The 26399-nt window shown below is 71.1% G+C and carries 24 protein-coding genes; 8 read left to right on the forward strand and 16 right to left on the reverse strand.

What is annotated here, in order from left to right:
- Positions 1-37: 37 nt before the first annotated feature.
- The 6 genes from GV155_RS18230 to GV155_RS18255 are packed head-to-tail and all read right to left on the reverse strand — an operon-like array spanning position 38 to position 6982.
- On the reverse strand, positions 38-679 hold the full coding sequence (locus GV155_RS18230) for a histidine phosphatase family protein (protein WP_160010277.1): 642 nt from the start codon (positions 677-679) through the stop codon (positions 38-40).
- Entirely contained in the window at positions 676-2199 is a 1524-nt protein-coding gene (locus tag GV155_RS18235) for an FGGY-family carbohydrate kinase (RefSeq protein ID WP_160010279.1), read from the reverse strand. The genes GV155_RS18230 and GV155_RS18235 overlap by 4 nt, the downstream gene beginning before the upstream one ends.
- The gene (locus GV155_RS18240; protein ID WP_201300238.1) at positions 2196-3725 is read right to left on the reverse strand and encodes an FGGY family carbohydrate kinase; all 1530 of its coding nucleotides are present in this window, start codon (positions 3723-3725) and stop codon (positions 2196-2198) included. Before GV155_RS18240 ends, GV155_RS18235 begins: the two co-directional genes overlap by 4 nt.
- Before the next feature lie 40 nt (positions 3726-3765).
- A complete protein-coding gene (locus tag GV155_RS18245; protein WP_160010281.1) occupies positions 3766-5034 on the reverse strand; it encodes a sugar ABC transporter permease in 1269 nt (422 codons plus the stop codon).
- A complete protein-coding gene (locus tag GV155_RS18250) occupies positions 5031-5885 on the reverse strand; it encodes an ATP-binding cassette domain-containing protein (RefSeq protein WP_236554414.1) in 855 nt (284 codons plus the stop codon). The genes GV155_RS18245 and GV155_RS18250 overlap by 4 nt, the downstream gene beginning before the upstream one ends.
- Positions 5882-6982 carry a substrate-binding domain-containing protein gene (locus tag GV155_RS18255; RefSeq protein ID WP_160010283.1) on the reverse strand — a complete coding sequence of 367 codons (1101 nt, stop codon included), beginning with the start codon at positions 6980-6982 and terminating at the stop codon, positions 5882-5884. Before GV155_RS18255 ends, GV155_RS18250 begins: the two co-directional genes overlap by 4 nt.
- Before the next feature lie 299 nt (positions 6983-7281).
- Here GV155_RS18255 and GV155_RS18260 point away from each other — a divergent pair, with 299 nt between their 5' ends.
- Positions 7282-8070 carry a DeoR/GlpR family DNA-binding transcription regulator gene (locus GV155_RS18260; RefSeq protein WP_201300239.1) on the forward strand — a complete coding sequence of 263 codons (789 nt, stop codon included), beginning with the start codon at positions 7282-7284 and terminating at the stop codon, positions 8068-8070.
- 756 nt (positions 8071-8826) lie between these two features.
- Here GV155_RS18260 and GV155_RS18265 read toward each other — a convergent pair.
- Both GV155_RS18265 and GV155_RS18270 read right to left on the reverse strand, forming a co-directional pair.
- A complete protein-coding gene (locus tag GV155_RS18265; protein ID WP_160010285.1) occupies positions 8827-9669 on the reverse strand; it encodes an ABC transporter permease in 843 nt (280 codons plus the stop codon).
- Complete coding sequence (locus tag GV155_RS18270) at positions 9666-10640, reverse strand: ATP-binding cassette domain-containing protein (RefSeq protein WP_160010287.1); 975 nt, start codon at positions 10638-10640, stop codon at positions 9666-9668. Before GV155_RS18270 ends, GV155_RS18265 begins: the two co-directional genes overlap by 4 nt.
- Before the next feature lie 76 nt (positions 10641-10716).
- Here GV155_RS18270 and GV155_RS18275 point away from each other — a divergent pair, with 76 nt between their 5' ends.
- The gene (locus GV155_RS18275) at positions 10717-11313 is read left to right on the forward strand and encodes a TetR/AcrR family transcriptional regulator (protein WP_160010289.1); all 597 of its coding nucleotides are present in this window, start codon (positions 10717-10719) and stop codon (positions 11311-11313) included.
- Positions 11314-11666: 353 nt separating this feature from the next.
- Here the strand turns inward: GV155_RS18275 and GV155_RS18280 are convergent, their stop codons facing one another.
- From GV155_RS18280 to GV155_RS18315, 8 genes are read right to left on the reverse strand one after another with little or no spacing between them, the layout of a single operon-like run.
- On the reverse strand, positions 11667-12947 hold the full coding sequence (locus GV155_RS18280; RefSeq protein ID WP_160010291.1) for an MFS transporter: 1281 nt from the start codon (positions 12945-12947) through the stop codon (positions 11667-11669).
- A 2-nt stretch (positions 12948-12949) separates the two neighbouring features.
- On the reverse strand, positions 12950-13777 hold the full coding sequence (locus GV155_RS18285; protein WP_160010293.1) for an FAS1-like dehydratase domain-containing protein: 828 nt from the start codon (positions 13775-13777) through the stop codon (positions 12950-12952).
- On the reverse strand, positions 13774-14604 hold the full coding sequence (locus tag GV155_RS18290; RefSeq protein ID WP_160010295.1) for an HpcH/HpaI aldolase/citrate lyase family protein: 831 nt from the start codon (positions 14602-14604) through the stop codon (positions 13774-13776). Before GV155_RS18290 ends, GV155_RS18285 begins: the two co-directional genes overlap by 4 nt.
- The gene (locus GV155_RS18295; RefSeq protein WP_236554416.1) at positions 14592-15770 is read right to left on the reverse strand and encodes an acyl-CoA dehydrogenase family protein; all 1179 of its coding nucleotides are present in this window, start codon (positions 15768-15770) and stop codon (positions 14592-14594) included. The genes GV155_RS18290 and GV155_RS18295 overlap by 13 nt, the downstream gene beginning before the upstream one ends.
- Positions 15771-15817: 47 nt before the next feature.
- Positions 15818-17020, reverse strand: coding sequence for an MmgE/PrpD family protein (locus GV155_RS18300; RefSeq protein ID WP_160010296.1), 1203 nt, complete (start codon positions 17018-17020; stop codon positions 15818-15820).
- Positions 17017-18288, reverse strand: a complete 1272-nt coding sequence (locus tag GV155_RS18305) for a CaiB/BaiF CoA transferase family protein (protein ID WP_201300240.1) — start codon at positions 18286-18288, stop codon at positions 17017-17019. The genes GV155_RS18300 and GV155_RS18305 overlap by 4 nt, the downstream gene beginning before the upstream one ends.
- 3 nt (positions 18289-18291) lie before the next feature.
- Positions 18292-18741 carry a PaaI family thioesterase gene (locus GV155_RS18310; protein ID WP_160010297.1) on the reverse strand — a complete coding sequence of 150 codons (450 nt, stop codon included), beginning with the start codon at positions 18739-18741 and terminating at the stop codon, positions 18292-18294.
- Complete coding sequence (locus GV155_RS18315; protein ID WP_160010299.1) at positions 18710-19978, reverse strand: MFS transporter; 1269 nt, start codon at positions 19976-19978, stop codon at positions 18710-18712. The genes GV155_RS18310 and GV155_RS18315 overlap by 32 nt, the downstream gene beginning before the upstream one ends.
- A 66-nt stretch (positions 19979-20044) precedes the next feature.
- Here GV155_RS18315 and GV155_RS18320 point away from each other — a divergent pair, with 66 nt between their 5' ends.
- The 6 genes from GV155_RS18320 (at position 20045) to GV155_RS18345 (ending at position 26393) form a co-directional block, all read left to right on the forward strand.
- Entirely contained in the window at positions 20045-20974 is a 930-nt protein-coding gene (locus GV155_RS18320; protein WP_201300241.1) for a LysR family transcriptional regulator, read from the forward strand.
- Positions 20975-21126: 152 nt separating this feature from the next.
- The gene (locus GV155_RS18325; protein WP_160010303.1) at positions 21127-21882 is read left to right on the forward strand and encodes a GntR family transcriptional regulator; all 756 of its coding nucleotides are present in this window, start codon (positions 21127-21129) and stop codon (positions 21880-21882) included.
- Positions 21879-23012: a DctP family TRAP transporter solute-binding subunit gene (locus GV155_RS18330; protein ID WP_160010305.1), complete on the forward strand. Its 1134-nt coding sequence runs from the start codon at positions 21879-21881 to the stop codon at positions 23010-23012. Before GV155_RS18325 ends, GV155_RS18330 begins: the two co-directional genes overlap by 4 nt.
- Before the next feature lie 71 nt (positions 23013-23083).
- The gene (locus tag GV155_RS18335) at positions 23084-23680 is read left to right on the forward strand and encodes a TRAP transporter small permease (RefSeq protein WP_160010307.1); all 597 of its coding nucleotides are present in this window, start codon (positions 23084-23086) and stop codon (positions 23678-23680) included.
- Entirely contained in the window at positions 23677-24960 is a 1284-nt protein-coding gene (locus GV155_RS18340; protein ID WP_160010309.1) for a TRAP transporter large permease, read from the forward strand. Before GV155_RS18335 ends, GV155_RS18340 begins: the two co-directional genes overlap by 4 nt.
- Positions 24961-25040: 80 nt before the next feature.
- Entirely contained in the window at positions 25041-26393 is a 1353-nt protein-coding gene (locus GV155_RS18345) for a class I adenylate-forming enzyme family protein (protein ID WP_160010311.1), read from the forward strand.
- Positions 26394-26399 lie beyond the last annotated feature (6 nt).

Here is a 26399-nt window from a genome sequence, read left to right on the forward strand (position 1 = left end):
GGGTCTCCTGGGGTGGGTCGGCGGGCGGTGCGGGTGGTCAGTGACTGAGCTCGAGGACGCCCTCGACGGGGGTGTTGAACTGCAGCAGCGCAGCCCCGTCCACTCCCGGAGCGCCGGGGTCGAGCCGGACCTCGGTGAGCGCGCAGTTGCGTACCGCCGGGAAGACCTGGCGGTAGCGGGACAGGTCGATCCCGACGAGGTGGCAGACCGCGAGCCGGATGGCGGTCGTGTGCGCGACGACCAGCACCCGCCCGTCCGGCTCGGCACCGGCGATGTCGTGCAGACAGGCCACGAACCGGTGGGCGGCCTCGACCGGGGACTCCCCCGCCGGCAGGTGGTGCTCGACCGGGTCGTGGCGGAAGGCGGCCAGCTCGGAGGGGAAGGTGCTGGCCAGGTCGGACTTGGTGAGCCCCTCGGCGGCGCCGAAGTCCAGCTCCCGCAGCCGGTCGTCGACGACCGGCTCGACGCCGAGGGCGGCGGCCGAGTCCCGGGCTGTGCGCACGGCGCGGCTGAGCTGGGAGGACCACACGGCCGCCAGGTCGGCGGTGGTCGCCCACCGCGCCAGCAGCTCGGCCTGGCGCACCCCCCGTGGGGTCAGCTCGATGTCGCTGCTGCCCGCGTAGCGGTCCTCGGAGTGCCAGACGGTCTCGCCGTGGCGGACCAGGACGAGGTCGGTCACGACGCCACCCCTGCGCCGGCGCGGGCCAGGGCGTGCTCGGCGGACTCCGGAGGCAGCCAGCCCCGGTCGGCGAGCTCGGTGACCAGACGGCGGTACGCCGGTGCGAACACCGCCCCGCGCTCGGGGTCGTGGTGGTGGGTCCGCGCCGCAGGCACCATCTCCCGGGCCCGGTCGGTCAGCGGGCCGGTCGACGAGGCCGCGAGCACGGCCATCCCGGCGGCCGACCCGGCGGCCGACCAGCCCGCGGCGGGCACCTCCAGGTCGCGTCCGGTGACGTCGGCGCGCAGCTGGGTCCAGGCGGGGTTGGCGGAGCCGCCGCCGGTGCTGACGTGCCGCCCCGAGAGGTCGGCGCCGAGCCGGTCCAGGCCGTCGAGGGCCAGCCGTTCGACGAACGCGACGCCCTGGAGAAGCGCGGCGAACCGCTCCGGGGGCCGTTCGCCCGTGCGGTCACCGAGGGTGAGTCCTCGGGCGTCGGGGGCCACGAACGGGAACCGCTCTCCCTCGCCGACCAGGGGGTAGACCACGGTGCGGGCGGGCTCGCGCACGTCGATCGCCGCACCCAGGTCGTCCAGCGACCAACCGGCAAGGCCACCGGATTCCTGCTCGTGGACCAGGACCCCCGCGCCCGTGCTCGAGGCGCCCCCAGGAAGCCAGGACCCGTCGGGGGCCCGGTGGCTGTAGACCACGCCTTGCGGGTCGTGCAGCAGGTCGCGGGTGACGCCCTTGAAGACCATGGTGGTGCCGAGCACGACGTTCCAGCTGCCGGGCTCGGTGGCGCCGGAGGCCAGTTGCGCGGCGGTGCCGTCGGTGGCCCCGGCGAGGACCGGGGTACCGGCGACCAGCCCGCAGCGGGCCGCGGCCTCGGCGCCCACGACCCCGAGACGCGCGCCGGGGCGGACCAGCTCGGGGAAGAGCGAGGCCGGGAGCCCGAGCGCCTCGTGGACGTCGCTCGGCCAGGTGCCGGACTCCAGGTCGGCACCGGTCTTCAGCGCGTTCGACAGGTCGGTGGCCACGGGACCACCCACCAGGTGGCGGTTGACCACGTCGACCTGGTGGGCGAGCAGCCCACCGCGCGCGCCGGGATGCTCCTCGAGCAGCCGGAGCAGCTTGGGCAGCGCCCAGCTGGTCTGCATCCGCTGGTACCCGAGCCGCTCCCACGTCGTGGCCCCGGCCTCGTTGACCCGGTCGCGCTGCGCGGTGGCGCGGGCGTCGTCGTACATCACCGCCGGGGTCAGCGGGGCGCCGTCCGCCCCGACGACCAGGACCGTGCCGGACGTGCCGTCGACGGCGACCCCGGCGACCCGGTGCGGGTCGAGATCGGCGAGGGCGTCGGCGATCGCGGCCGCGGCGGCCGACCACCACTCGTGCGGGTCCTGCTCGTGCCGGGGACCGGAGCGGTGGCTGGTCAGCGGCCGCTCGCCGCGGCCGACGATCTCGCCGGACGGGGTGACCGCCAGCGCGCGGACACCGCCGGTGCCGAGGTCGACCCCCAGCCACACCTCGCCGCTCGTGCCGCTCATGCCGTGCCCCCGCCCGCGCCCGGGGCGGTGGCCCAGGTCGGCGCGACCGCCTCGCGCAGCTCGAGGAAGCGCGCGTGCAGGTCGTCGTAGCGGGCGGTCATGGCCGGGTCGGGCTCGAGTCGGCCGACCGCCGTGACGTGGTGGTCGACGACGTCGGCGACCTCGGACGCGGTGACCCCGCCCGCCGAGCCGTCGCGCCGGGCGACCAGCCCGGCCAGGTATGCGCCGCGTGCGCCGACCTCGGCGTCCCGACAACGGGTGACCGGGCAGCCGACCACGTCGGCGACCAGCTGGGCCCAGGTCTCGTTGTGGCTGCCGCCGCCGGCAAGGCGCAGCACCGTGGGGACTGGTCCGGCCATGGCCACGCAGTCGCGCACCGCGTGGGTCAGGCCCTCGAGTACGGCCCGCGCGAGGTCCTCGCGGCCGTGCTCCAGGCTCAGCCCGTGGAGGCTGCCCCGGGCGCCGGGGTCGAGGAAGGGCGCCCGCTCGCCGGCCGGGGAGAGGTAGGGAAGGAAGACGAGGCCGCGGGCCCCCGCTGGACTCTGGGAGGCCAGGGCGACCAGGTCGACCGGTGCATCGACGCCGACCAACCCGCAGGCCCAGTCGAGCACGTCCGTGCCGGCCGCGGTGGGCATCACCCGCAGGTCCTGCCCGGGAACCCCGGAGCGCAACCGCAGGCCAGCCTCAGGTCCCCGGACCGGTTCGTCGGCGCCGATCACGGTGGCGGTGCACAGCGTCGTGCCGAGGATCGCGCACGCCTCCCCGACCCGCACGGCGCCGCTGCCCAGCACGGTCGACGGAACGTCGTAGGGCGCCATGACGGCGACCGCGTCGTCGGCCAGGCCGATCTTGCCCGCCAGGCCGTCGACCAGCGGCCGGGACCGGTCGTCGTCGGCCAGCGGGTCGGGGAACAGGGATCGGGCCCAGTCGAGGCCAAAGAGCGCAAATAGGTCTGCGTCCCATGCCGTCTCCCCCGCGGGCAGGAAGGGCGCCGAGGCGTCGGTGGTCTCGATCGCGTTCCGGCCGGTCAGCGCCGCGTGGACCACCCCGCCGCAGCTGAGCGCGGCGGCTGCATTGTCGAGGCGGGCCGGCTCGTGCTCGGCGCACCACGCCAGGAGCGCGTTGGCCAGGCCCGAGAAGGTCATCGACCCGGTGCGGGCGAACCCGTCGGCCAGGACCCCCTCGTCCTGCCAGGCCCGGACCTGCGCGCCGGCTCGGCCGTCGTTCCACAGCAGCCCGGTGCCGGTCGGGGCGCCGTCCGCAGCCACCAGCCAGCAGCCGTCGCCCTGGGCGGTGACCGAGACGAGGTCGACCTCCGCCGAGCCGTCCGCGGACCGGGCCACCTCCTCGATCACGTCGAGCACGCGGCGGCGTACGGCCTCGACGTCCTGCTCGGCGCGGCCGGGTCCGGGACGGTCGACCACGGAGGCCCGGCGGGCGACCCCGGTCTCCCGGCCGTCGGCGTCGTAGCCGACCGCCTTCACCACGCTGGTCCCGACGTCGACGCTGATTGTCGTCACGCTCATCGCTGCACTCTCCTCTGCTCGGTCGTGGGACACACGGGGCTCACCCGCGTCCGTGGCTGGCGCGAGACGCCCGGGCCACGGAGTCGACGCCGACGGCGAGCAGCAGCACGGCGCCGGTGACCATGAAACGGAAGGACGAGTCGAGGTTCAGCAGGGTCAGCCCGCTGGAGATCGACTGGATGACGAGGATCCCGAGCAGCGCGGCGAAGGCCGTGCCGCGACCCCCGAACAGCGAGGTCCCACCGATCACGGCGGCGGCGATCGCGTTCAGGTTGACGTCGCCCGTGCCGGTGCTCTGGTTGGCAGCGGCCAGCCGGGAGGCCGCCAGCACCCCGCCGAGCGCGGCCAGGGTCGAGCAGGTGACGAACGCCCCGACGTAGACGCGGCGGACGTCGATGCCGGCCCGGCGGGCGGCCTCGACGTTGCCGCCGACGGCGAAGAGGTAGGTGCCGTACTTGGTACGAGTCAGTACGTAGTGCATGACCAGGACGAGGGCGACGAACAGCACGACCATCCAGCCCAGGCCGCGGGCAGTGTTGAGGTAGGCGACCGCAGCGCCGGCGACAACCAGGACGAGCACGGAGCGGACGACCACGAACGTGGTCGAGGCCCCCGAGAGCCCCGCGGCGCGGCGCTCCCGGGACCGGCTGAGCCCGGTGAGCAGCAATCCGGCCGCGACGGCGGCGACGAGGACGTAGCTGAGCCACGCCGGGAGGAAGGCCAGCTGGGCGAAGTAGACCAGCTGGGAGTCGAACGGCAGGTTGATCGACCCGATACCGCGCAGCACGTAGAGCTGCAGTCCGAGGAACCCGAGCAGCCCGGCGAGCGAGATCACGAAGCTGGGGATGCCGAAGCGGGTGAAGACGAACCCGTAGAACAGTCCGATCACGGTCCCGGACAGCACGGCGGCCAGCAGCGCGACGAGCGCGGGCTGGCCCTGGTCGACGAAGAGCACGGCCAGGGTGGCCGCGGACAGCCCGCTGACCGACCCGACCGACAGGTCGATCTGGCCGACGAGGAGCACCACCACGATGCCCAGCGCGATCATCCCGACCGGAACCGACTCCAGGAGCAGGTTGACCAGGTTGGTGGACGACAGGAAGACCGGGTTGAGCAGCTGCAGCACGACCGCGATCAGCACGAGCCCGCCGATCACGGGCACGACGCCGAGGTCCCCGGCGCGAAGCCGGTCGAGCTGGGCCCGGGCGGCCCCTCCGAGGCCGGTCGCCTGGGTGAGGCGCTCGTCCTGGCGGTCGGTGGGGCGGGTGTCGGCACTCGTGCCGGTATCGGCGCTGGTGTCGGCGGTCATCGGGTCTCCTCCGTAGGGACGGGCGGGTCGGTCGGCCGGGGCTCGCGGGAGCGGACGCGCCGACGGGTCACCGCGTTGTCGGTGGCGCCGGTGATGGCGGCGATGACCTCCTCGACGCTGGTCGAGCCGACGTCGAAGGTGCCGTTGTTGCGGCCCAGGCGCAGTACCGCGACGCGGTCGGCGACGGCCTGGACGTCCTCCATGTTGTGGCTGATCATCACCACGCCGTGGCCGTTCTCCCGGAGCCGGTCGACGAGGTTGAGGACCTCGGCGGTCTGGGCGACGCCGAGGGCGGCGGTGGGCTCGTCGAGGATGACGACCTTCGGGTCGCCGAGCAGCGAGCGGGCGATGGCCACGGTCTGGCGCTGCCCGCCGGAGAGCGCTGCGACTGGCACGTGCACGGTGGGGATCTTGGCCGACAGCTGGCGCAGCAGCTGCCAGCTTCGAACCTCCATCTGCACCTCGTCCAGGCGCAGCCCCCGCAGCTCGGAGCCGAGGAACAGGTTCTGGATCACGTTGAGGTTCTCGCAGAGCGCCAGGTCCTGGAAGACGGTGGCGATGCCCAGGGCACGGGCGTCGGCGGGCGAGGTGATCCGCACGCGGCGGCCCTCGAAGGAGATCTCGCCGGTGTCGGCGGCGTGCACGCCGGAGAGGACCTTGACCAGGGTCGACTTGCCGGCGCCGTTGTCGCCGACGACGGCGACGACCTCCCCGCGCCGGACGTCGAGGTCGACGTCGGTGAGCGCGGCGACGGCACCGAAGGACTTGCTGATGCCGCGCAGGTCGAGGACCACGTCCCCGGGGGTTCCGGGTGCGGCCGGCTCGGGGCCGGCGGTGGCCGGGGCAGTCACAGCAGCCCCAGCTTCTCGCAGTCGTCGCGGTACTCCGCGGTGCAGACGTCCTCGACGGTGAACGGGGCGTCCTCACCCTCGAGCACGTCGGCGAGGTTGTCCTGGGTGACCACGGTGGGCTCGAAGAGCTGCGAGGGCGTGTCGAACAGCGTGGTGTCCGCCTCGGGCTCCTCACCGTTGACGAAGGCCCAGGCCACGTCGGCGGCGGCCTCGGCGACGGTCTTGATCGGCTTCGAGATGGTGTTGTACTGATCGCCGGCCACGATCCGCTGGGCGGCAGCGAGCTCGAAGTCGTTGCCGGTGACCGGTGGGACCGGGGCGCCGGCGGCCTTGAAGGCCGCGATCGCGCCGCCACCGGTGCCGTCGTTGGCCGCGACTACGCCGGCGATGTCGTCGCCGAACTTGCTGACCTGGCCCGAGACCCAGTCCTGGGCCCGGCTGGGGGTCCAGTCGGGAGTGTCGTACTCGGCGAGGACCTCGAAGTCGCTGGACTCGACAGCGCTCGTGGCGCCGTCCTTGATCAGCCCGGCGGCGGCGTCGGTGGGCGAGCCGTTCACCTGGAGCAGGCCGCCCTGGATCCCCTCGGCGTCGAGGTACTCCACCAGCGACTCGGCGATGCTGGCGCCGATCGCCTCGTTGTCGAACGAGACGTAGAAGTCGGCTGCGCGGTCGGGAATCGGCCGGTCGTAGGCGATGACCGGGACTCCCTGGGACTGCGCGGTTTGCACGATCGTCGCCGCGGCAGCGGAGTCGACGGGGTCGAGCACGATCGCGCTGGCGCCCTGGGCCAGCGCCGAGTTGGCCTGCTCCTGCTGGGTCGCGGCACTGCTGTCGGCGTTCTGGTAGATCACCGTGCAGTCGGGACACAGATCACTCATCTTCTCGGTAAAGAGCGGGGCGTCGTAGAGCTCGTAGCGGGTCGAGGCGAGGTCGGGCATCAGGAACGCGACCGACGCCTGGTCCGGGTCGGCGGCCCCACCGCCGCCGCTCGCGGTCGAGCCACCCTCGTCGGCGCAGCCGGCGAGCAGGCCGGTAAGGGTCAGGACGGTGGTGGCGGCCAGGACTGCGCGGCGGGCGGGACGGGACGGTGTGCGCATGGAGGACTCCTCGGGTCACGAGCGGTGTGACCGACAGCACAGTGTGGTGTGATGACAGCGTCAAGAGATCCCATAAACCCCTCATCAGCGGGCGCGGTGAGGGAAAGGAGCGGTGTGACATACGACGGGTGCAGGGCGACGGCCAGAAGAACGAGACAGAGGGTAGACATGGCCTATTGCCAGGGGTTCTGCTGCGACGTCGACAGCGCGACGGGTTGGTGGCGCCGGGCCGAGGACCACGTGCGGGACGTGTGTGATCACATCTCGCATCACACGCGCAGTACGCCCGGTAGGACGTGGTGACGGGCGCTGTGGACCGGCCGCAGAGCCGCCGGGACCAGATCCGGGCGCGGGTGGCCGACGCCGGCTTCGTCCGGATCGACGCGCTTGCCGACGAGCACGGCGTCAGCGCGATGACCATCCACCGTGACCTCGAGGACCTCCAGGGCCACGGGTGGCTGCGCAAGGTCCGCGGTGGCGCCACGGCGGTGCCGTCCTCGATGCACCACGGGGACGTGCGCCACCGACTCAGCACGATGACCGCAGCCAAGCAGGCCCTGGCCCGGGCCGCGGTCCTGCACGTCGAGCCGGGCCAGGCGGTGCTGATGGATGAGAGCACCACGGCCCTGGCCATGGCCGACCTGGTCGCAGAGAGGGCGCCGCTGACGGTGGTGACGCACTTCCTCCCGCTGATCAACCGACTGACAGGAGACCCGGGAGTGGAACTGATCGCGCTGGGCGGCTCCTACTTCGCCGCCTACGACGCCTTCTTGGGCCTCCGCACCGCCGAGGCCATCGCGAGCCTCCGCGCCGACCTCCTGATCTCCTCGACCACGGCGGTGCGCCGAGGCCACTGCTACCACCAGTCTCAGGAGACGGTGGCCGTCAAGCGGGCGATGATGGACGCGGCCGACACCAGCGTGTTGCTGGTCGATTCCTCCAAGTTCGACCGCCGCGGCCTGCACCACCTCGCCCCGCTCACCGCCTTCGACCACGTCCTCGTCGACGACGGCCTCCCCGTGGCCGAGCAGCGGGAGCTGCGGAAGCAGAACGTGAACCTGACGGTGGTGCCGGTTCGCACTGCTTGAGAGCCACCGCAAGCACCTTAGGGACGAGCAACCGCACCAGGTCCGACCTCGCCACCCATGTATCCGCCGAACGCCGACGCTGGGGTCGGCTGCACGAGCTGGTGACAGGTTTGCCGGGCCGCTTGAGACGACGGCCCGGGTCGCGGCGGGGTCGATGAGGGCCAAATTGGCCGGGGCGCCCTCGGCCCTGACGGCTCCTGACTGCCAAGCGTCGCGGCCTCGACAGGGCCACCTCGGAGCCCGTCACCGGCAAGGACCTTGCGCCCTCACTCTCGAGCGGGCGCATCCAAGGTGCGCGCGTCGTACCTGGCGGTCCCGGTACGACGGCAATCACTCCTCGGCCCGGCTGCGCCGCGACGGCGTTCGCCCGGTCGTTTCTGACGATCACCGCCGGACGTGGCTCGGTGGCCTCGCTCCCGCGCACCGGTTCCCAACGAGCCGCATCTCACCGCGGATCACCGGCGGTTCCATCGGCTGCGGTCACAATCCACGCGGCCTGGTCGCCTGCTGCTTCCCACTCGCGCCACGCGTCCTAGCCCTGCTCGAGGTGGGGTAACCGCAGCATGGTGCAACGCGGCCGACCTCGACGGCAGGCCGGCTTCCCGTTCTCACCTGCGGTTGCGGCTGCGGCTGTGTGGCGACCGCACAGGTCGTCGCCAGAAGGGCGACAGCAGTCCGGTGATGGGTCGCGCCGCGTCGGTCACCGTCGGGTCTAGGGACCACCGCGGGCCGTCGATGTGAGCGGAGCGACGTGCCTCAGTCGCGTCGGTAGGAGCGCAGCATGAGCGGCGCGACGAGGAGCAGCAGGCCGACCGACCACAGGATCGAGCCGACGAGGTAGAAGTCGAGGGAGTGCTCGAAGGTCGCCACGACCGGGTCGCCGAGCAGCAGGCCGCGCCAGGTGTTGATGAAGAAGGTCAGTGGCTGCCACTGGGCGAAGACCTGGATCGCAGCGGGCATGCTCGCGATCGGCACGAACGCGCTGGACAGGAACGACAGCGGGACGCCGAGCAGCGCCAGCCCGTTGGCGGCCTGTGCCGAGCCGGTGGCCAGACCGACCCAGACGAAGGCCAGAGCAACTGCGGTCGCGTAGAGGAACAACAGCGCGAGGACAGTCACCCAGTGCACGAGGTCGGCGTCGGAGCGGAACCCGATGGCCAGGCCGATGGCCAGGGTCGCCAGGGCGACGACGTAGAGCAGGAGGGCATCGGCCAGTGCGCGGCCGGCGAGCACGGCGAGCTGGGGCACCGGAAGTGAGCGAAGGCGGTCGTAGAGCCCGGAGGCGGCCTCCTCGGCCACGGCGACGGCCCCGCCGCCGGCGGTGAAGAGCAGGCCGGAGACCACGATGCCCGGGATCAGGTAGTCGACGTAGTCGAGGCCCCCGACGCCGATCGCGCCGCCGAGGACGTAGCGGAACATCACCAGGAACAGGGCGCTCTGGATCAGCGCGAAGCCCAGCACCTGCGGGGTGCGGAACACCTTCAGCACGGTGCGCCATGCGACCGCGCCGAGGGTGGTCAGGGCGCTGGCAGTGCCTTCGGGGGCGTTGGCCGGTCGGGTCGGTGCGGTGTCGGTGGGGGTCGGGGCGGTGGTGCTCATGCGGACTCCTCGAGGGTGCCGGTGTCGTCGGTGTCGTCGGTGTCGTCGGTGGGGCGGCCGGTCAGGGACAGGAAGACGTCGTCGAGCGTCGGGCGGCGCAGCGCGACGTCGGCGATCGCGATGCCGGCCTCGGTCAGGGCACCGGCGCGGTGCAGCATCTCGGTGGCGCCTCCCGTGAGCGGGGCGGTCAGGCGGCGGTCGGCGCGGTCGATCGTGGGCTCGCCGCCGAGCAGGCCGGCGGCCCGGTCGAGGTCGGCGGAGTCGGCCAGGCGTACGTCGAGCACGTCCTGTCCGGCGCGCGACTTCAGCTCGTTCGCGGTCCCGACCGCGACCAGGCGGCCGTGGTCGATGATCCCGATCTGGTCGGCGAGGCGGTCGGCCTCGTCGAGGTACTGCGTGGTGAGCACGACGTCGGTGCCTTGGGCCACGAGGTCCTCCAGCGCGGCCCACAGCTCGGTGCGGCTGCGGGGGTCGAGACCGGTCGTCGGCTCGTCGAGCAGCAGCAGCCGGGGGGCCCCGACGAGGCTGGCTCCGAGGTCGAGGCGGCGGCGCATGCCGCCGGAGTACGTGCGCACCGGGCGGGACCCGGCGTCGGTGAGCCCGAGCTGCTCGAGCACCCGGTCGCTGGCATCGCGCGCGCCGCGGCGGGTGTGGCCGAAGAGGCGGGCGACCATCTGCAGGTTCTCCCGTCCGGTCAGTGCCGGCTCGACGGCCGCGAACTGCCCGGCGAGGCCGATCGCGCGGCGTACCTGCGCGCCCTCGGTGCGGACGTCGTGCCCGGCGACGCGCAGCGTGCCCTTCTCGAGCCGGGCCAGGGTGGCGATGGTGCGCACGAGGGTGGTCTTGCCGGCGCCGTTGGGCCCGAGCAGCGCGAAGACCTGCCCGCCGGCCACGGTGAGGTCGAGGTCGTCGAGAGCGCGGGTCTGCCCATAGGTCTTGGTGAGGCCGGTGGCCTCCAGCATCGGTTCCATGCCAAGGAGCCTGTGGGGCACCGGCGGCTTTGTCAACCATCCGGATGAATGACTATGCGTGACGTACGGTTGACCCATGTCCGACGCCCGGCGACAGCCCGACCCCCAGACCCGTGTGCGGGACGCCGAGCGCAGCCGCGCCGCGCTGCTCGACGCGGCGCAGGCGGAGTTTGCCGACAAGGGCTTCGCCGGCGCGCGGGTCGACACGATCGCCGCCGGGGCCGGGCTGAACAAGCAGCTGATCTCTTACTACTTCGGCGGCAAGCGCGGTCTCTACGACGCAGTCGCCGAGCGGCTGGCGTCGAGGAGTGCCGAGTTCGACGCGCCGGGCACGACGCTGGCTGAGCTGTTCCTGCACTACTTCGACCTGTTCCACGCCGAGCCCGAGCTGCACCGGATCTTCCTGCGCGACGCGATGGACCAGAACCCCGCCGAGGTCGACTACGAGCCGGACCATCCCGACGTGGCGGGCCTGCGCGCGCGGCAGCAGGCCGGCGAGATCGGTGACGACCTTGACCCCGCCTACGTGCTGCTCTGCCTGCAGTCGATGGGCGTGGTCAGCGCAACGTTCCCGAGCGAGGTCAAGCGGTTGACCGGGTTTGACCCGGGCTCGGCGGAGTTCCGCGAGCGCGCAGCCGAGCAGTTCAGCCGGATCGTGCAACGGCTTGCCTGAGGCCCGCTGCGGGCCGAGATCTGTCGCGGTCCGGGCCGGGGCCGGGGTCGAGCCGACGGAAGACGGAAGACGGAGTCGCGTTCGGCTGCCAATGCCAACCGATTGGCTCATGGAGCACGCCAGTTCAGGACCGACTCGCAGATCGACCCGGTGCGAGTTCCTGGGCCGTGACGGCGCGCGAGCCGTTCCAGAGCGAGACGGGGTCTGCTGCAGGATCAAGTGAAAGGTCAGGTTGGGTCAGGCAGCCTGTCGCTTCGCCATGCGGGTCTTGACCTTGACGGTCTCCGCCTCGGCGTCGTAGTGCGGTCCGTTCCATCGGCGGCCGGTCGAGACATGACGCGCGCGAGGCCGGGTCAGTTGTCGCGATAGCTACCCGAGGTCAGCCCGTCCGCCCCACCCGACCCGCCGGCGACGTATCGCGGCGCGCGGTGGCCACCGCCGTATCCAAGCTCTTCTCGGGGCGGTCGCGACACCAGGTCGGCGACAAACATGCGCCGCGCGACCATGACGAGCAGCGCGGCGACCACGAACAGCACCGCGGTGATGCGCCAGGCGGTGGCGTACCCCGTGAGGTCGACGAGATAGCCGAACGCGAGCGGCCCAGTGGCTCCTCCGATGAAGGCACCGGCCTGGACTATCCCGGACGCCGTGGCCGGTGAGTCCCGCCCCAGCCTCACCACGGCGTAGAGAATCAATCCGGGCCATGACCACCCGATGGCGAAGGCGAGCACCGCGGCCGGCACCAAGACGTCGACCACCGGCACCGACAGCGCCGCCAGGGCGACCGCCCCGGTCAGCATCTGCACCGCTACGACCGGAAGGTTCCGCCCGTAGCGGCGGTCGGCCAGATGGCCAGCGAGCAGCCTTGCCGCAATGTTCAGGCCACTGCCCACCGCCATCAGCACGCCGGCCTGCGACGGTGACAGCCCTACCTCGAAGCTCCACGAGGCGAAGAAGGCGCCGAGGGCGTTCGCCGCCGCACTGGCCAGGGCGATCGCGGCCATGACGACGAGCAGCGCCCGCAACGGCGGCGCTTCTCGTGAACCCGGTCCGGTCGGAGCGGTGTGTGCGGTGGGCGCTCGGCGCCTCAGCCCCGTCAACGCCACCAGCACCCCGGTCGCGCCGCACGCGACGAAGGTCGACCGCCACCCGAACGCGGCGGTCACCGTCGGCACTGCGAGGCCGGCCAGCACGATCGCCAGCGGGATGGCGGCCTGCTTGACCCCGAAGCCGAGGCCGCGCCGATGAGCCGGCACGGACCGGGCCAGAGACAGGTTGGCGGTGACCTGGCAGGCGGCGTTGGCGACGCCGAGGACCACCATCAGCGCGAGAAGCGACCACCATCGGTCGACCCCCAGACCGATCCCCAGGCCTCCGACGGCCGCTAGCGCGCCGGCCGCCACGGTGCTCACCCGGGGCCCCACCCGGTCGGCGACCATCCCGCCGAGCACGGCTGAGATCGCGGCGGCGGCGAAGAAGGCGCCGACCGCCAGACCGAACGCTCGCGGGCCGAACCCGAGATCGTCGCGCACCAGCACCGACTGGGAGGCCAGCAGGAAGACCGGCAGCGTCCCCAGCGTCGTCAGCCCGCTGGCGGCGGCGATTGGAATGAGGGTGGAGCTGCGTCCGGGCACCCTCAGGCCGGGACCAGCGTGCTGGTCGCGGTCACCACGCCATGTGCGTCACGTACCTCCGCGCCCGCGGCCAACCCGTCCGCCCCGGCGACGACACTCATCGTCTGCGGCCCCACCATCGGAGCGACCAAGCGGTAGCCGAAGGTTCGCCCGACGAGCCCGTCCCCGGCGCGCCGCTGCAGCTCACCCATCATCAGTGCCTGGAGCGGCCCGTGCACGACCAGGTCTGCGTACCCCTCCTGGCGCGCCCACGCGTGGTCGTAATGGATCCGGTGGGCGTTGTAGGTCAGGGCCGAGAAGCGGAACAGCAGGGCCTCGTCGACCGTGAGGTCGAGGCGGGCCGCGCGTGCGGGGTTCTCGTCGTCAGGCCGGGCCGGTGGCAACGAGCCGGAGTCGGCCGCGCGGTAGACGATGTCGTTCTCGTCGACCACGAGGAGCTCGCCACCCTGGGTGATCTCGTGGCGGACCGTCACGAAGCTCAGCGGGCCGGTGCGTCCCTGCTTCTCCTGGGAGGCCACCACGCGCGTGGTGCGCGTCGCCTCCTCGCCGAGGCGCAGCTCTCCGTACGTCGTCACACGGCCTCCCGCGAACATCCTGCGCCGCCCGGGTCCGGGTGGGGCGGGAAGGCCGGAGGTCGGATGTCCGTCAGGGCCAAGGTCGGCCTGCGGTCGGCGTTCCAGCAGGTGGACCCAGTGCCACAACGGCGGAAGGGTCGAGGACGGCACCTCTGCACCGATCACGCCGGCAAGGGCCGCTGCCTGCTGGGGGACGAGAAGCTCGGTGAGCACCACCTGCTCCGGCGCCACGGGTGTCTGTTCGATGTCGGTCATCGGCTGCTCCTTGAACGCTCGAGGATCCGCTCGGCACGAGCCACGACGGGTGCGTCGACCATCTGGCCGTCCACCCGGACGGCTCCGGGGCCTGCAGCCAGCACCCGCCCGGCCCAGGCCACCTGAGCGTCGGTAGGGCTCATCGCTTCGTTGACCGCGGCCACCTGGTGCGGGTGGATGCAGAGCTTGCCGGTGAAGCCGAACGCTCGGGCGCGCGCGGCATCTCGTTGCGTGGCCCGGGCGTCGTCGAGGTCGGTGGTGACGCTGTCGACCGGCCCGGCGACGCCGGCGGCACGTGAGGCCACGACCAGCGTGCTGCGCGCGTACGCCATCGCCTCGGGCTCGGGTGCGGCGTCGACGTCGAAAGCGAAGTCCAGGTGGCCGAACGCCAACCGCACCACACCGGGCGCCGAAGCGAGGTCCACCGCGCGCACCAGACCCAGGGCGGTCTCGACCTGGGCGACCACGGCGACGTCGGGGCCCAGCTGTCGGTGGACTCGCGCGAGGGCGTCGACCGAGTCGGCCATCGGCACCAGCACCGCCCGCAGGCCACGCAGGCCAGCGAGCGCGGCGAGGTCGTCCGCGTGGTGCGGGCTGTCGGCGGGGTTGACCCGCACTGCCCCGGCACCCTCTCCAGCCAGCCACGCGCCAGCCTCGGAACGTGCCGCAGCCTTCTCCCCCGGAGGTACGGCGTCCTCCAGGTCCACGACGACCATGTCGGCACCGCTCGCGGCGGCCTTGGAGAACCGCTCCGGGCGAGTGGCCGGGACGAAGAGCCAGGAGCGGGCGGTCTCCGCGCCGACCGTGGCCGCGATCAGCGGTGCCATGCCTTGCCCCGCTTGATCAGCTGGCGGGCGATGACGTTCCGCTGGATCTCGTTGGTGCCCTCCCCGACGATCATCAGCGGGGCGTCGCGGAAGTAGCGCTCGACGTCGAACTCGGTGGAATAGCCGTACCCGCCGTGGATCCGCACCGCGTTCAGCGCGACCTCCATCGCCGTCTCTGACGCGAAGAGCTTGGCCATCCCCGCCTCCATGTCGGAGCGTTCGCCTGCGTCGTACCTCCGGGCGGCGTGCAGCGTCAGCTGGCGGGCAGCCGAGAGCTTGGTGGCCATGTCGGCGAGGTAGTTGCCGATCGACTGGTGCTTCCAGATGGGGACCCCGAAGGACTCTCGCTCCTGCGCGTACACCAGCGAGTCCTCGATCGCCGCCCGAGCGACGCCGAGGGCACGACCTGCGACCTGGAGGCGACCGATCTCCAAGCCGCGCATCATCTGCGCGAAGCCCTGGCCCTCGGCGTCACCGAGCAGCGACGACCTCGGCACCCGAAGACCTTCGAACACCAGCTCGCAGCTCTCCACCCCCTTGTAACCGAGCTTCTTGAGGTCCCGGGAGACGGTGAGACCGCCGCCGTCGGAGTCCGGCTCCTTCTCGACCAGCAGGATGGAGACGCCCCGGTGCCGCGGTTCGGCCTGCGGGTCGGTCTTGCACATCAGCGCGATCAGGCCGGCCTTGCGGGCGTTGGAGATCCAGGTCTTCGAGCCGCTGACGACGTACTCGTCGCCCTCGGTGCGTGCGACGGTGCGCATGGCCTGGAGGTCCGACCCTCCGCCGGGCTCGGTGAGCGCCATCGTGGCGCGCAGCTCGCCGGTGGCCATCCGCGGCAGGTAGCGGTCCTTCTGCTCCTGGGTGCCGTAGTCCTGCAGCAGCTTGGCGACCACCGAGTGGCCTCCCATCGCACCGGCCAGGCTCATCCAGCCGCGCGAGAGCTCCTCGGTGACCAGGACGTAGCAGGGGGCGCTGACCTTGGCCTCGCCCCACGGCTCGTCGATGGACAGCCCATAGATGCCCAGCTGTTTCATCGACTCGATGAGCTCTGCCGGGTAGGTGTTGGTGTGGTCCAGCTCCTGGGCGACCGGTTTCACCTCACGGTCCACGAAGTCGCGTACGAGCTCGACGATCGCGAGCTCTTCCTCGTTCAGGCCATCAATCACGGCTGTCCTCCGGTGCCTCGTGGTTCGTGGGTCTGGTGGGTGGTCGTTCAGCGGGTAAAGGCCCGCCGGAGCAGGTCTGCCGAGCCGTCCCAGGTGATCGCCGCAGCATCGATGCCGCTGCCGTCCAGGCAGGTGGCGAGCTTCTCGCCGAGCTCGTCCTCCGTCGGCGGCCGCTGCGGTGAGCCGGGCGGGTAGGCCAGGGTGGCCTCGTGCGCGCCGTCGGCGGTGCGGACGACGACGTGCACCTCGCCAGCAAGGAGCCAGTCGCCCGACTGGTCGAGGGTGATGTCGACGAGCTTGATCAGGCGTTGCGCTTCGGGGCGACGCACAGCGTCGTCGGAGAACTCCTTGAACCCGTGTCGCGGGTCCAGCAGTGCCGTCGCAGCGGCGTACTCCAGGGAGAACTTGCCCTGCAGACCGTCCTGCGGCTCGTGATGGATGAGCGGCTGAACCGTCGAGGCCGGGGTGTGCACCTCGATCGCCTCGACGGCCGCCGGGTCGAGCTCGATCCCAGCGACCGCGCTGCGCAGCGCGCTGATCGGCCGCTGCAGCGCGTAGCAGGCGGGGTACAGCTTGACCGCCAAACCGCCCGGCACGGCTGGACCGGTGACGTCGACCGCCGCCGGGTCTCCGCCGAGCAGGCGCAACCAGGCCTCGACGACGCCGAGGTCAGCAGTGGCACCGGCGGCGGCCAGGGCGGCGGCGCGGACGCCGGCCTCGGCGGCCATGCCGATCTGCAACGCCTTCCCATCCGTGCCGAAGGCGCGCTGCATACCACCGGCGGCGGGGACGGCCAGCGCCATCGCCCGCGCTAGTCCCTCGGCGCCGAGACCCCGGGCCGTTCCTGCGACGACCGCCGCACCCAACGCTCCCGCGGTGGTGGTGGCGTGCCAACCGGCGGCGTAGTGCTCCCAGCCGAGCGCGCTCCCGACCCTTGCCATGACGCCGGCTCCGGCGAGGTAGGCGCGTGGTCCGCCTCCGGTGGCCAACGCCACGGGGACGCACACGGTGCTGATGTGGGTGGTCGACTCCATGTGCAGGTCGTCGAAGTCGATGACGTGGGCCAGCGCGGCCCATTGACCGACCTCGGCGAGCGGCGTGAGCACCGGACGCACCGTGTGCTCCCGGGCGGCGACCGCCACAGCCACCGTGTCCCTCAGCGCCCGCTCGGCCAGGACCAGGTCATCGGTCGTCGGGTCCAGGTCGTGGGCCCATGCCGCCAGCTCGGCGGCCACACCAGTCGCGCTCATACCTCGTCCTCCATCTCGTGCGGGACCGGCACCGTGGCGGCGACGGCAGGAACGTGGTCGGTGGGAGCAGGGGTCAGCCCCAGCTCGGCGAGGATCGCCGCCGTGTGCTCCCCGACGCCCGGGACAGGATCGAGGCGCGGTTCGTCCCCGTCCGGCATCGCAGGTGGCAGCAGCTGTCGCAGCATGCCCACGGGGGAGCCGACCTCGCGCCACCGGTCCCGCGCCGCGAGCTGGGGGTGCTCGGCCAAGCCGGCGAGGTCGCGCAGTCGCGCGTTGGCGATGCCTGCGGACTCGAGTCGCTCCAGCAGCTGGTCGGCTGCCGCGTCGGCGAAGGCGGCCTCGACCAACACGGTCAGGTCGTCGCGGTGCCTGACGCGTAACGAGTTGGTGCTGAACCGGGGATCGGCGGCGAGCGCGCCGTCGCCGAGCACGGTCTCGCAGAAGACCACCCATTCACGTTCGTTCTGGATGCCGAGGAACACCCGCTCCCCGTTAGCGCAGGCGAACGGCCCGTACGGCGCGATCGCAGCGTGGGCCGCACCCGAGCGCTGCGGCGGGCGCCCGCCGTAGGTCGCGAAGTTGAGGGGGAACCCCATCCACTCGGCCAGCGCCTCCAGCATGGAGACCTCGATCGTGGCGCCTGAGCCGGTGCGCAGACGGCGAATCACCGCCGAGAGGACCCCGCTGTAGGCGTACATCCCGGCGGCGATGTCGGCGACCGAGATGCCGACCTTGCTCGGCTCTTCGGGGGTGCCAGTGATCGAGACCAGGCCCGCCTCGCACTGGACAAGCAGGTCGTAGGCCTTCTTGGTCGTGTACGGCCCGCCGTCGCCGTAACCGGAGATCGACACGTGCACGAGCCCGGGGTGCCGGGTGCGCAACGTGTCGGCGTCGAGGCCGAGTCGGCGGGCCGCGCCGGGCGCGAGGTTCTGCACGAAGACGTCTGCCCGCGCGACGAGCTCGCGCAGCGCGGCACTGCCTTCCTCGCTCTTGAGGTCGAGGGCGATGGACTCCTTCGAGCGGTTAAGCCACACGAAGTGGCTGGACAACCCGCGCACGGTCTCGTCGTAACCCCGGGCGAAGTCACCCGCGCCAGGCCGCTCGACCTTGATCACCCTGGCGCCCAGATCGGCGAGCTGTCGGGTGGCGAAAGGAGCGGCCACAGCTTGCTCGAGCGACACCACGGTGATCCCGTCGAGTGGTAGCACGTGTGACCTCCTCCTAGTTCTAGCGAATTTGTACGGCCATTGTGTGATCTGGCCGTACATGTGTCAACGGTCGGGCAACGTCAATTGCGTCTGGATGATCATCGCCGCGAGCCGGCCCTCGGCGTCGTGGACCGAGGTCTGCCAGACCGAGGTCGTACGCCCCCTGTGCAGCGGCACGCAGGTGCCGCGCACCGTCGTGCCGATCGGCACGGGCCGCAGGAAGTTGCACTTGCTCTCGACCGTCGTGGTGGCGGCCCCCTCGGGGAGGTTCAGGCTGGCCGCCGTGCCGCCGAGGTTGTCCGCGAAGGCCATGATCGCGCCACCGTGCAGCACGCCGTTGCGGTTGCCCAGCTCCGGCACGACATCGAGCTCGGCGACGACCTCCTCGCGGGAGTGCCGCACCAGGCGAAAGCCGAGCGTCCGAGCGAAGGCGGGCTGGCGCTCAGCCACCGCGCGGAGCCGCGCGGCCTCCTCGACGTCCTCAGGCCCGGTCAGCGGCGTCTGCTCGACCATCGTTCCTCCTGTTGTCACGGATTCTGGGCGTCGAGTACAGCAGCAGTCCGATCACGACGAGGGCGAGCACCTGGAGCCCCACGACGAAGCCCACGAGGCCCGGCCACCCGGCCCGCTCGAGGGCGAGCCCGCCGGCGGTGCCGCCGATGCTGCCGCCGGCGTAGTAGGAGAAGAGGTAGAGCGCGGACGCCTGTGCAGGCGCGGTCGTCACCCGGTCACTGAGCCAGCCGCTCGCACTGGAGTGGGCCGCGAAGAACCCGACGGTGACCAGCACCAACCCAACCAGCACGAGCGGCAGCAGGTCGGGCAGCGAGACCACGGCACCCACCAGCAGCAGGCCGACGCCGCCCGCCATCACGGGTAGACGGCCGCGACGGTCGCCCAGTGCGCCGGCGGTCGTGGCGCTCACCGCGCCCAGCAGGTAGGCGAGGAAGACCAGGCCCGCCAGGGTCTGGGTCAGACCGAACGGCTCGGCCAGCAGTCGGAACCCGACGTAGTTGTAGACGGAGATGAACGCCGACATCAGCAGGAAGCTGACCGCGCAGACACGTCGGACGCCCGGGTCCGCGAGGTGTCCGAGGAGCTGCCGCAGGAGGACACGCACCGGCTCCCCGGTCAGCGCCTCCCGGCGCGGATCGGGCAGGGTCGCTCGGAAGCCGAGCACGCAGACGAGGGACACCACGCCGACTGCGGCAAGGGCCCACCTCCATCCCGCGAGGTCGGCCACGACGTTGGCGACGAGCCGCCCGGACAGTCCGCCGAAGGTGTTGCCGGCGATCAGGATGCCCATCGCCCGCCCTAAGGATCGCGGATCGACCTCGCGAGCGAGATGGGCCATCGCGAGGGCCGGCACCCCAGCCATCGCAACTCCCTGGAGCGTGCGGATCATCAGCAGCGCCCCGAAGCCCGGCGCGAAGGGGGCGAGCAGGCCGAGCACCGCGGCGGCAGTCATCGAGACGGTCAGCACGCGCTTGTGGCCCCGGGACTCCACCAGCGCGCTGATGGGCAGGATGGCGAGCGCAAGAGCGCCCGTGGACAACGAGATCGTCAGGCTGGAGGCGGCGGGTGAGACGTCGTACTCGCTCGCGAACGACGGCAACAGGCCCTGAACTGCGTAGAGCAGGACGAAGGTGCCCGCACCGGCGCACCACATCGCCGCGCACAGTCGGCGGAACTCAGGAGTCCCCGCCTCGATCCCTTGGGCGTTCGCCTCTGCGACAGACGGCGACGATCCCATTCGAACGACGCTAGGACCGCGCCGTTGATGCGTCCAATGCATGATCGTGCAAGACACAATGCTGTGATGCATGACAAACCAGCACACGCCCTCCTGAGAGACATACCCGCGCTGGCGGAGTTCACAGTCGTGGCGCGCCGGGAACACGTCACCCGCGCCGCGGAGGAGCTCGGCGTACCGCAGTCGACGCTGAGCAGGAGGATCGCGCGCCTGGAGAGGGCCATGGGCGTCGCGTTGTTCCACAGGAGTGGTCGTCGACTGGTGCTCACCCGGGCAGGCCGGCAGTTCGCCATCGTGGTCGAGCGCGCGCTCGTCGATCTCGAGCGGGGCCTGGTCGACGTCACCCGGTCCGTCGACCCGAGCGGCGGCACGGTCGCTCTGGCCTTTCTCAGCACCCTCGGCGTGGCGGTCGTTCCACGGCTGCTGCGCGAGTTCCGTGCCGACCATCCCGAGCTGCGCTTCCAGCTCGTCCAGGACGGTCACGAGGCCGTGCTCTCCCGGCTGGTCGACGGTGATGTCGACCTCTGCCTGACCTCCCCCCTCCCCGAGGACGCTGACCTCACCGCGTTGGCGTTGCACCGCCAGCCACTGCGTCTTTCCGTGCCGTCGGAACATCCGCTCGCCACGCTCAGCCAGGTGCCGCTCATTGCGGCTGCCGACGAGCCGTTCGTCGGCTTCAAACCGGGGTACGGCATGCGGCGGATCACCGAGGACTGGTGCCAACGCGCCGGCTTCACGCCACGTCTGGCGTTCGAGGGTGAGGACGTCGCCACAGTGCGCGGCCTGGTGGCGGCCGGGCTCGGGGTCGCACTGCTTCCATCCGGGCCGCGGACCGCAGGCACCGTCGACCTCACCGTGGCGGATCTGCCCGTGGCCAGGACCATCGGGCTCGTGCGGGTGACGGACCGGCAGTTGCCGCCGCCCGCGCAGGCCTTCGACGACTTCCTCGTCGCCCACGCCGAGCGGCTCGTCGCGGAGGCCACGGCCGAGGGCTGATCCGGGGGTGAGGCGCCGTGCGACCTCACCCGTCGGGCTGTGATCGTTGACACATTGCCGGGTTGCGGTATTCAATTGGCCGTACCAATCGGAACATTGTCCGGCCCGCCTGCCGGCAAATGTCCGATCACGCCGAACCCGCTGGAGGTGCCATGCCCGAGCCCGCCCGCCCCGTCAAGAGCGAGGCGGCGTATCGAGTCCTGGCCGAACAGCTGCGCCAGGGCATCTTGAGCCAGTCCTTCCCGGAAGGCCGTCTACCGACCGAGGCCGTGCTTGCCCAGACCCATGGGCTGAGCCGACAGACGGTACGGCGGGCGATGCAGGACCTCGTGGCCGGAGGCATGGTCTACCGGGTCCCGGGGCGCGGCACGTTCGTCGCCGACCATGCCGGTCGCTACCTGCGCCAGTTCGGGTCGGTCGAGGACCTGATGGGTCTCTCACTGGACACCGAGTTCGAGCTGGTCCGGCCGCTGCGCCGTGGGGTCGACGTCTCGGCAGCCGGCCGGATGCGACTGGACAGCGACATGGTGTGGACGGTGGTCTTTCGCCGACTGCACGAGAAGGTGCCGTTCTGCCTGACCACGGTCCACCTCCCGCCCGATGTCGGCCGGCTGCTGGTCGGCCAGCCCGAGGTGACCGAGCCCGGGATGCGCAGCCAGGTCACCGTGATCGGCCTTCTCGACACCCGGCTCAGCGAACCCATCGCCGATGCCGAGCAGTCGATCTCCGTCTCGCCGGCCAGCCAGCTCGCCACCGAGCAGCTGCACTGCCAACCGGACCAGGCCCTGCTACGCATCGAACGGACATACACCGACGCCCGCGGCGGCCCCGTCGAGCTCGCACTGAGTGAGTTCCTGCCCGAGCACTACTCCTACCGCGTCCGCCTCCGCCGCAGCCTGCCGCGGTGACGACCGGCTCCGAACTGCACGCTCCGCTCCGCCGCGAGCGAACCATTCTGCGCAACCCCTGTACCGCCCATTCTGGAGGAAATCCCATGCGAGTCACCCTCACCAGCCGCAAAGCCCTCGGCACCGCCGCGGTGCTCTCCATCGCGCTCGGCGCCACTGCCTGCGGCGGTGCGCGCAGCGCGGGCGGAGGCGACGGACCGCAGACGATCCGCTTCTCCCACGTCGTCGCCGCCGAGACGCCGAAAGGTCAAGCGGCGGAGAAGTTCGCCGAGGTCGTCGACGAGAACTGCGGCGACGAGCTCACCGTCGAGGTCTACCCGAACTCCGAGCTCTACGGCGACGAGGACGAGCTGCAGGCGCTGCAGTCGGGAGCGGTCCAGATGCTGGCCCCGGCGAGTGCGAAGTTCACGACCATCGCGCCGCAGCTGCAGGTACTCGACCTCCCCTTCCTCTTCGACTCCGTCGACGACATCCCGGACATCGTCTCCCCCGATACCGCCGTCGGCCAGGCGATCTACGAGAACCAGGAGCTCGCCGACCGGAACATCCAGGTGCTCGGTCTCTGGGACAACGGGCTGAAGCAGCTTTCCTCCAACACGGAGATGACACAGCCCTCCGACCTGGGTGGACAGCGCTTCCGCATCCAGCCCTCCGACGTTCTCCAGGGCCAGTTCGACCAGTGGGGCGCCGCGACCACCCCGCTGGCGTTCGCCGAGGTCTACAACGCGCTCCAGCAGGGCGTCATCGACGGGCAGGAGAACCCGTACTCCAACATCGAGTCGCAGAACATGCACACGGTCCAGGAGCACATCACCGAGTCAAACCACGGCTACATCGGCTACGTGCAGACCATCAACACCGACTTCTTCGAGTCACTGTCGTCCGAGCTCCAGGACTGCGTCACCACGGCTTCGGACGAGGCCGCCACCTATAACCGCGAGGTGGCCGCCGACCTGAACGACGAGGCCAAGCAGACCATCATCGACGCCGACACCACCGAGATCACCGAGCTCACCCCCGAGCAGCGGCAGGCCTTTAAGGACTCCGTGGTCCCGAGCGTCTGGGAGGACTACGCCGACGTCATTGGCCAAGACCTGGTCGACGAACTGCTCGCCAACGAGCAGGGCTAAACCACCCCTTCCAGCGCACCGGGGCGGCCTGCCATGGCCGCCCCCGGTTGTCACGGCCGACCGGAGGCCCCATGTCCACGCTCGACTCCATCCTGCGCAAGGTGGAGAACGTCCTAGCCGCAGGATCACTGGGCGCAGCCGCGTTCCTGGCCATCCTCGCGGTCATCCTCAGGACGTTCTTCAACGAGCTCATCTTCTGGTCCGAGGAGGCGATCATCTACCTGGTCATCTTCTCGACCTTCCTCGGCGCCGTGATCACGCTTCGCCACAACGAGCACGTCAACGTCGACGTGATCGCGACCTTCCTCGGCGACCGCGGCAAGAAGGTGATGGCCGCGATCGCCGCCGTCATCACGCTGGTCTACGTCGGCGCGATCGGCTGGTTCGCCTGGGTACTGATCTTCGAGCCCGTTTCCAGCGACACCGTCACACCAGCGCTGGGTCTGCCGCTGTGGGTCGTCACCCTGCCCCTCCCGATCGGGCTCACGCTGATGTTCGTGCGCACCGTGCAGGTCCTCGTCCGGTTGGCGCGCGGCCACGATCCGTACCCCCAGGCCGCGAACTCGCTGCTCGAGGCAGAGGGCGGCGTCGCGCTCGCCCAGCAACAGCTGGACGACGAGCCCCGCCACGACGAACGTCACGACCGGCCTCAGGGAGACACCCGATGAGCGTTGCTGCGATCGCCCTTTTCGTCATCCTCTTCCTGCTGCTCTTCTCCTCCGCGCCGATCGCGGTGGCCCTTGGGCTCTCGACCCTGATCTACTTCTTCTACTTCACGACCATCCCGCTCACCCAGGTCCCCGAGACGCTCTTCAACGCGCTCAACACCTTCCCCCTGGTCGCGATCCCGATGTTCGTGCTAGCCGCAACCATCATGAGTCGGGGCGGCATCAGTGAACGACTGATCAAGGCGGGCTTGGCCGTAGTCGGCCAGTTCCGAGGTGGGTTGGCCATCACCGCCGTCCTGTCGTGCGTCTTCTTCGCCGCCATCTCGGGCTCCAGCCCCGCGACCGTCGTGGCGGTCGGCACCCTCCTCATCCCCGCCATGATCAACAGTGGCTACGGCAAGGACTTCTCCACCGGGCTGATCGCCACCTCGGGGTCGCTAGGAATCCTCCTGCCCCCCTCGATCCCGCTGATCGTCTACGGCATCGCCACCGAGCAGTCGATCGGTGACCTTTTCATCGCCGGCATCCTTCCCGGCCTCCTGGCCGGGCTGATGCTCCTGCTCATGGTGGTCGTTCTCTCCTGGCGGCGGGGCTACGGCACCGGCGAGCACGCCGTCAACATGACGCGCAAGGAGAAGTTCCAAGCACTTCGCGACGCAGTGCTGAGCCTGCTGCTCCCGCTGTTCGTCCTGGGCGGGATCTACGGAGGGATCTTCACCCCCACCGAGGCAGCTGCGATGGCAGTCCTCTACGCCTTCCTCGTCTCGTTCTTCGTCTACCGGGAGCTGTCCTTCAAGGACCTCGGCAATATCCTGCTGGACTCGTCGCGCGTCTCAGCCATGGTTATGTTCATCATCGCCAACGGCATCCTGTTCTCCTTCGTGCTCACCGCCGAGCGGATCCCGAACGACGTGACCGAGGCGCTCATTGCACTCGACCTGCAACCGTGGAGCTTCCTGCTGCTGGTGACAGTCATCCTCCTGATCGCCGGCTGTTTCATGGAGACCTCGAGCGCCATCCTGATCATCGCGCCCATCCTGCTTCCGATCGCGATGGAGCTCGGGATCGATCCGATCCACCTCGGCATCATCATGGTGATGAACCTCGAGATCGGCATGATCACCCCGCCACTCGGCCTCAACCTCTTCGTAGCCAGCGGCCTCTCAGGGATGAGCGTGCTACGCGTGGCCAAGGCCGCCCTCCCGAGCGCAGCGGTGCTGCTGGTCGCGCTGCTCATCGTGACCTACGTGCCACAGATCAGCCTCGCGCTGGTTAATTAGCAGTTCAGGTGGAGCCTTCGTGATCTCTTCGGTGCAGCGACCGTGCCGCATCGAAGCTTCGAACCGGATGAGGAGCAGGCATGGACGGCCGCACTGACCGGGAACTACCGCGAATCGACCATGCCGGGGCCACGCGGCTGGCCCCGGTGGTCGCGGACGCACTCGAGCGGGCCGGTGCGGGGCCAGGGGCGCGGGTGGCCTTCACCGCCAGCAACTCCCCCGCCCTGCTCGGCGCTGTCTACGGGTGCCTCGTCTCCGGCAGGGCCCCGGTGGTTCTGAGCGCCGGCCTCACCGACTCCGAGCGACACCAGCTCCTCGCCGACAGTGCACCGGCGCTGACCATCGACGACGGCGCCCTCACTCGCCTCGTCGCGGAGACGGACCGGGGAGTCGGAGCCGGTGACCAACCCACCTCCTGGTTCCGGTGCCGGCCCGTCCACTACACCTCGGGCACCTCCGGAAGGCCGAAGGGCGTGTGGAGCGGCTGGCTCGAGCAGCCGGCCGCCCTGGCGCTGAGCGAGGAGGAACGCGCCGTATGGGACTTCGGACCGGACGACGTCCACCTCGTCTCGGCGCCGCTCTCGCACTCGGCGCCGCTTCGCTTCGCTCTTTACACGCTCTTGCATGGCGGCAGCGTGGTGGTACCTCCGAGCTTCGACCCGGTCCTCGCAGGCCGGCTCGTCGAGGACGGCCAGGTGACGACGGCGTTCATGGCCCCGGCCCACCTCCAGCGACTGCTCGACAGCCGCGACGAGGGCCCCCTAGGTGACACCTCCCGCCTCCGGCTGCTCGCCCATGCCGGATCCAGCTGCCCGGACCACGTGCGTCGAGCCGCCGCCGACGTGTTCGGTCCCGACGTCCTGACCGAGTTCTACGGGTCGACCGAAGGCCAGTTCACGGTGTGCCCGTTCCGGGAGTGGGAGCGTCACCCCGGCACCGTCGGGCGCGCCCGGCCGGGTCGCGACCTCGCCGTGCGTGACGGCCAGATCTGGTGCCGGGTTCCGCCGCACGCACGTTTCACCTACTGGCAGGCACCGGAGAAGACCGCGGCCACCTGGGACGGCGACTGGTTCACCGTCGGCGACCTGGGGCGCCTCGACGACGACGGTCGTCTCTTCCTTGAGGGCCGACGGGACGACCTGATCATCTCCGGCGGCGTCAACGTCTACCCGGCCGAGGTGGAACGTGTGCTGGCCGAGATCGCCGGCGTCACGCAGGTCGTGGTCTTCGCGGCCGACGACGAGCGCTGGGGCCAGAAGGTCTGCGCGGCCGTGTCCGGGACAGTCACCGAGCAGCAGGTGCGGGACCACGCGGCGGCGCACCTTGCGTCCTACAAGCGTCCCAAGCTGGTCACCGTGCTCGAGTCGTTGCCGACAACCCACTCAGGCAAGGTCGACCGGCTCACGCTCGTGCGGGACCTGCGCCTGTCGTGACTCGGG

It is taken from the genome of Nocardioides sp. AX2bis (assembly GCF_902506435.1).
Lineage (GTDB): Bacteria > Actinomycetota > Actinomycetes > Propionibacteriales > Nocardioidaceae > Nocardioides.

Excerpts from the sequence above, each read along its gene's own strand:
- GV155_RS18265 (WP_160010285.1), bottom strand. The coding sequence starts at position 9,669 with ATGAGCACCACCGCCCCGACCCCCACCGACACCGCACCGACCCGACCG.
- GV155_RS18325 (WP_160010303.1), top strand. The coding sequence starts at position 21,127 with ATGCCCGAGCCCGCCCGCCCCGTCAAGAGCGAGGCGGCGTATCGAGTC.
- GV155_RS18320 (WP_201300241.1), top strand. The coding sequence starts at position 20,045 with ATGCATGACAAACCAGCACACGCCCTCCTGAGAGACATACCCGCGCTG.
- GV155_RS18300 (WP_160010296.1), bottom strand. The coding sequence starts at position 17,020 with ATGAGCGCGACTGGTGTGGCCGCCGAGCTGGCGGCATGGGCCCACGAC.
- GV155_RS18315 (WP_160010299.1), bottom strand. The coding sequence starts at position 19,978 with ATGGGATCGTCGCCGTCTGTCGCAGAGGCGAACGCCCAAGGGATCGAG.
- GV155_RS18240 (WP_201300238.1), bottom strand. The coding sequence starts at position 3,725 with ATGAGCGTGACGACAATCAGCGTCGACGTCGGGACCAGCGTGGTGAAG.
- GV155_RS18335 (WP_160010307.1), top strand. The coding sequence starts at position 23,084 with ATGTCCACGCTCGACTCCATCCTGCGCAAGGTGGAGAACGTCCTAGCC.
- GV155_RS18245 (WP_160010281.1), bottom strand. The coding sequence starts at position 5,034 with ATGACCGCCGACACCAGCGCCGATACCGGCACGAGTGCCGACACCCGC.
- GV155_RS18235 (WP_160010279.1), bottom strand. The coding sequence starts at position 2,199 with ATGAGCGGCACGAGCGGCGAGGTGTGGCTGGGGGTCGACCTCGGCACC.
- GV155_RS18345 (WP_160010311.1), top strand. The coding sequence starts at position 25,041 with ATGGACGGCCGCACTGACCGGGAACTACCGCGAATCGACCATGCCGGG.
- GV155_RS18255 (WP_160010283.1), bottom strand. The coding sequence starts at position 6,982 with ATGCGCACACCGTCCCGTCCCGCCCGCCGCGCAGTCCTGGCCGCCACC.
- GV155_RS18275 (WP_160010289.1), top strand. The coding sequence starts at position 10,717 with ATGTCCGACGCCCGGCGACAGCCCGACCCCCAGACCCGTGTGCGGGAC.
- GV155_RS18310 (WP_160010297.1), bottom strand. The coding sequence starts at position 18,741 with ATGGTCGAGCAGACGCCGCTGACCGGGCCTGAGGACGTCGAGGAGGCC.
- GV155_RS18305 (WP_201300240.1), bottom strand. The coding sequence starts at position 18,288 with ATGTACGGCCAGATCACACAATGGCCGTACAAATTCGCTAGAACTAGG.
- GV155_RS18285 (WP_160010293.1), bottom strand. The coding sequence starts at position 13,777 with ATGACCGACATCGAACAGACACCCGTGGCGCCGGAGCAGGTGGTGCTC.
- GV155_RS18270 (WP_160010287.1), bottom strand. The coding sequence starts at position 10,640 with ATGGAACCGATGCTGGAGGCCACCGGCCTCACCAAGACCTATGGGCAG.
- GV155_RS18340 (WP_160010309.1), top strand. The coding sequence starts at position 23,677 with ATGAGCGTTGCTGCGATCGCCCTTTTCGTCATCCTCTTCCTGCTGCTC.
- GV155_RS18290 (WP_160010295.1), bottom strand. The coding sequence starts at position 14,604 with ATGGCACCGCTGATCGCGGCCACGGTCGGCGCGGAGACCGCCCGCTCC.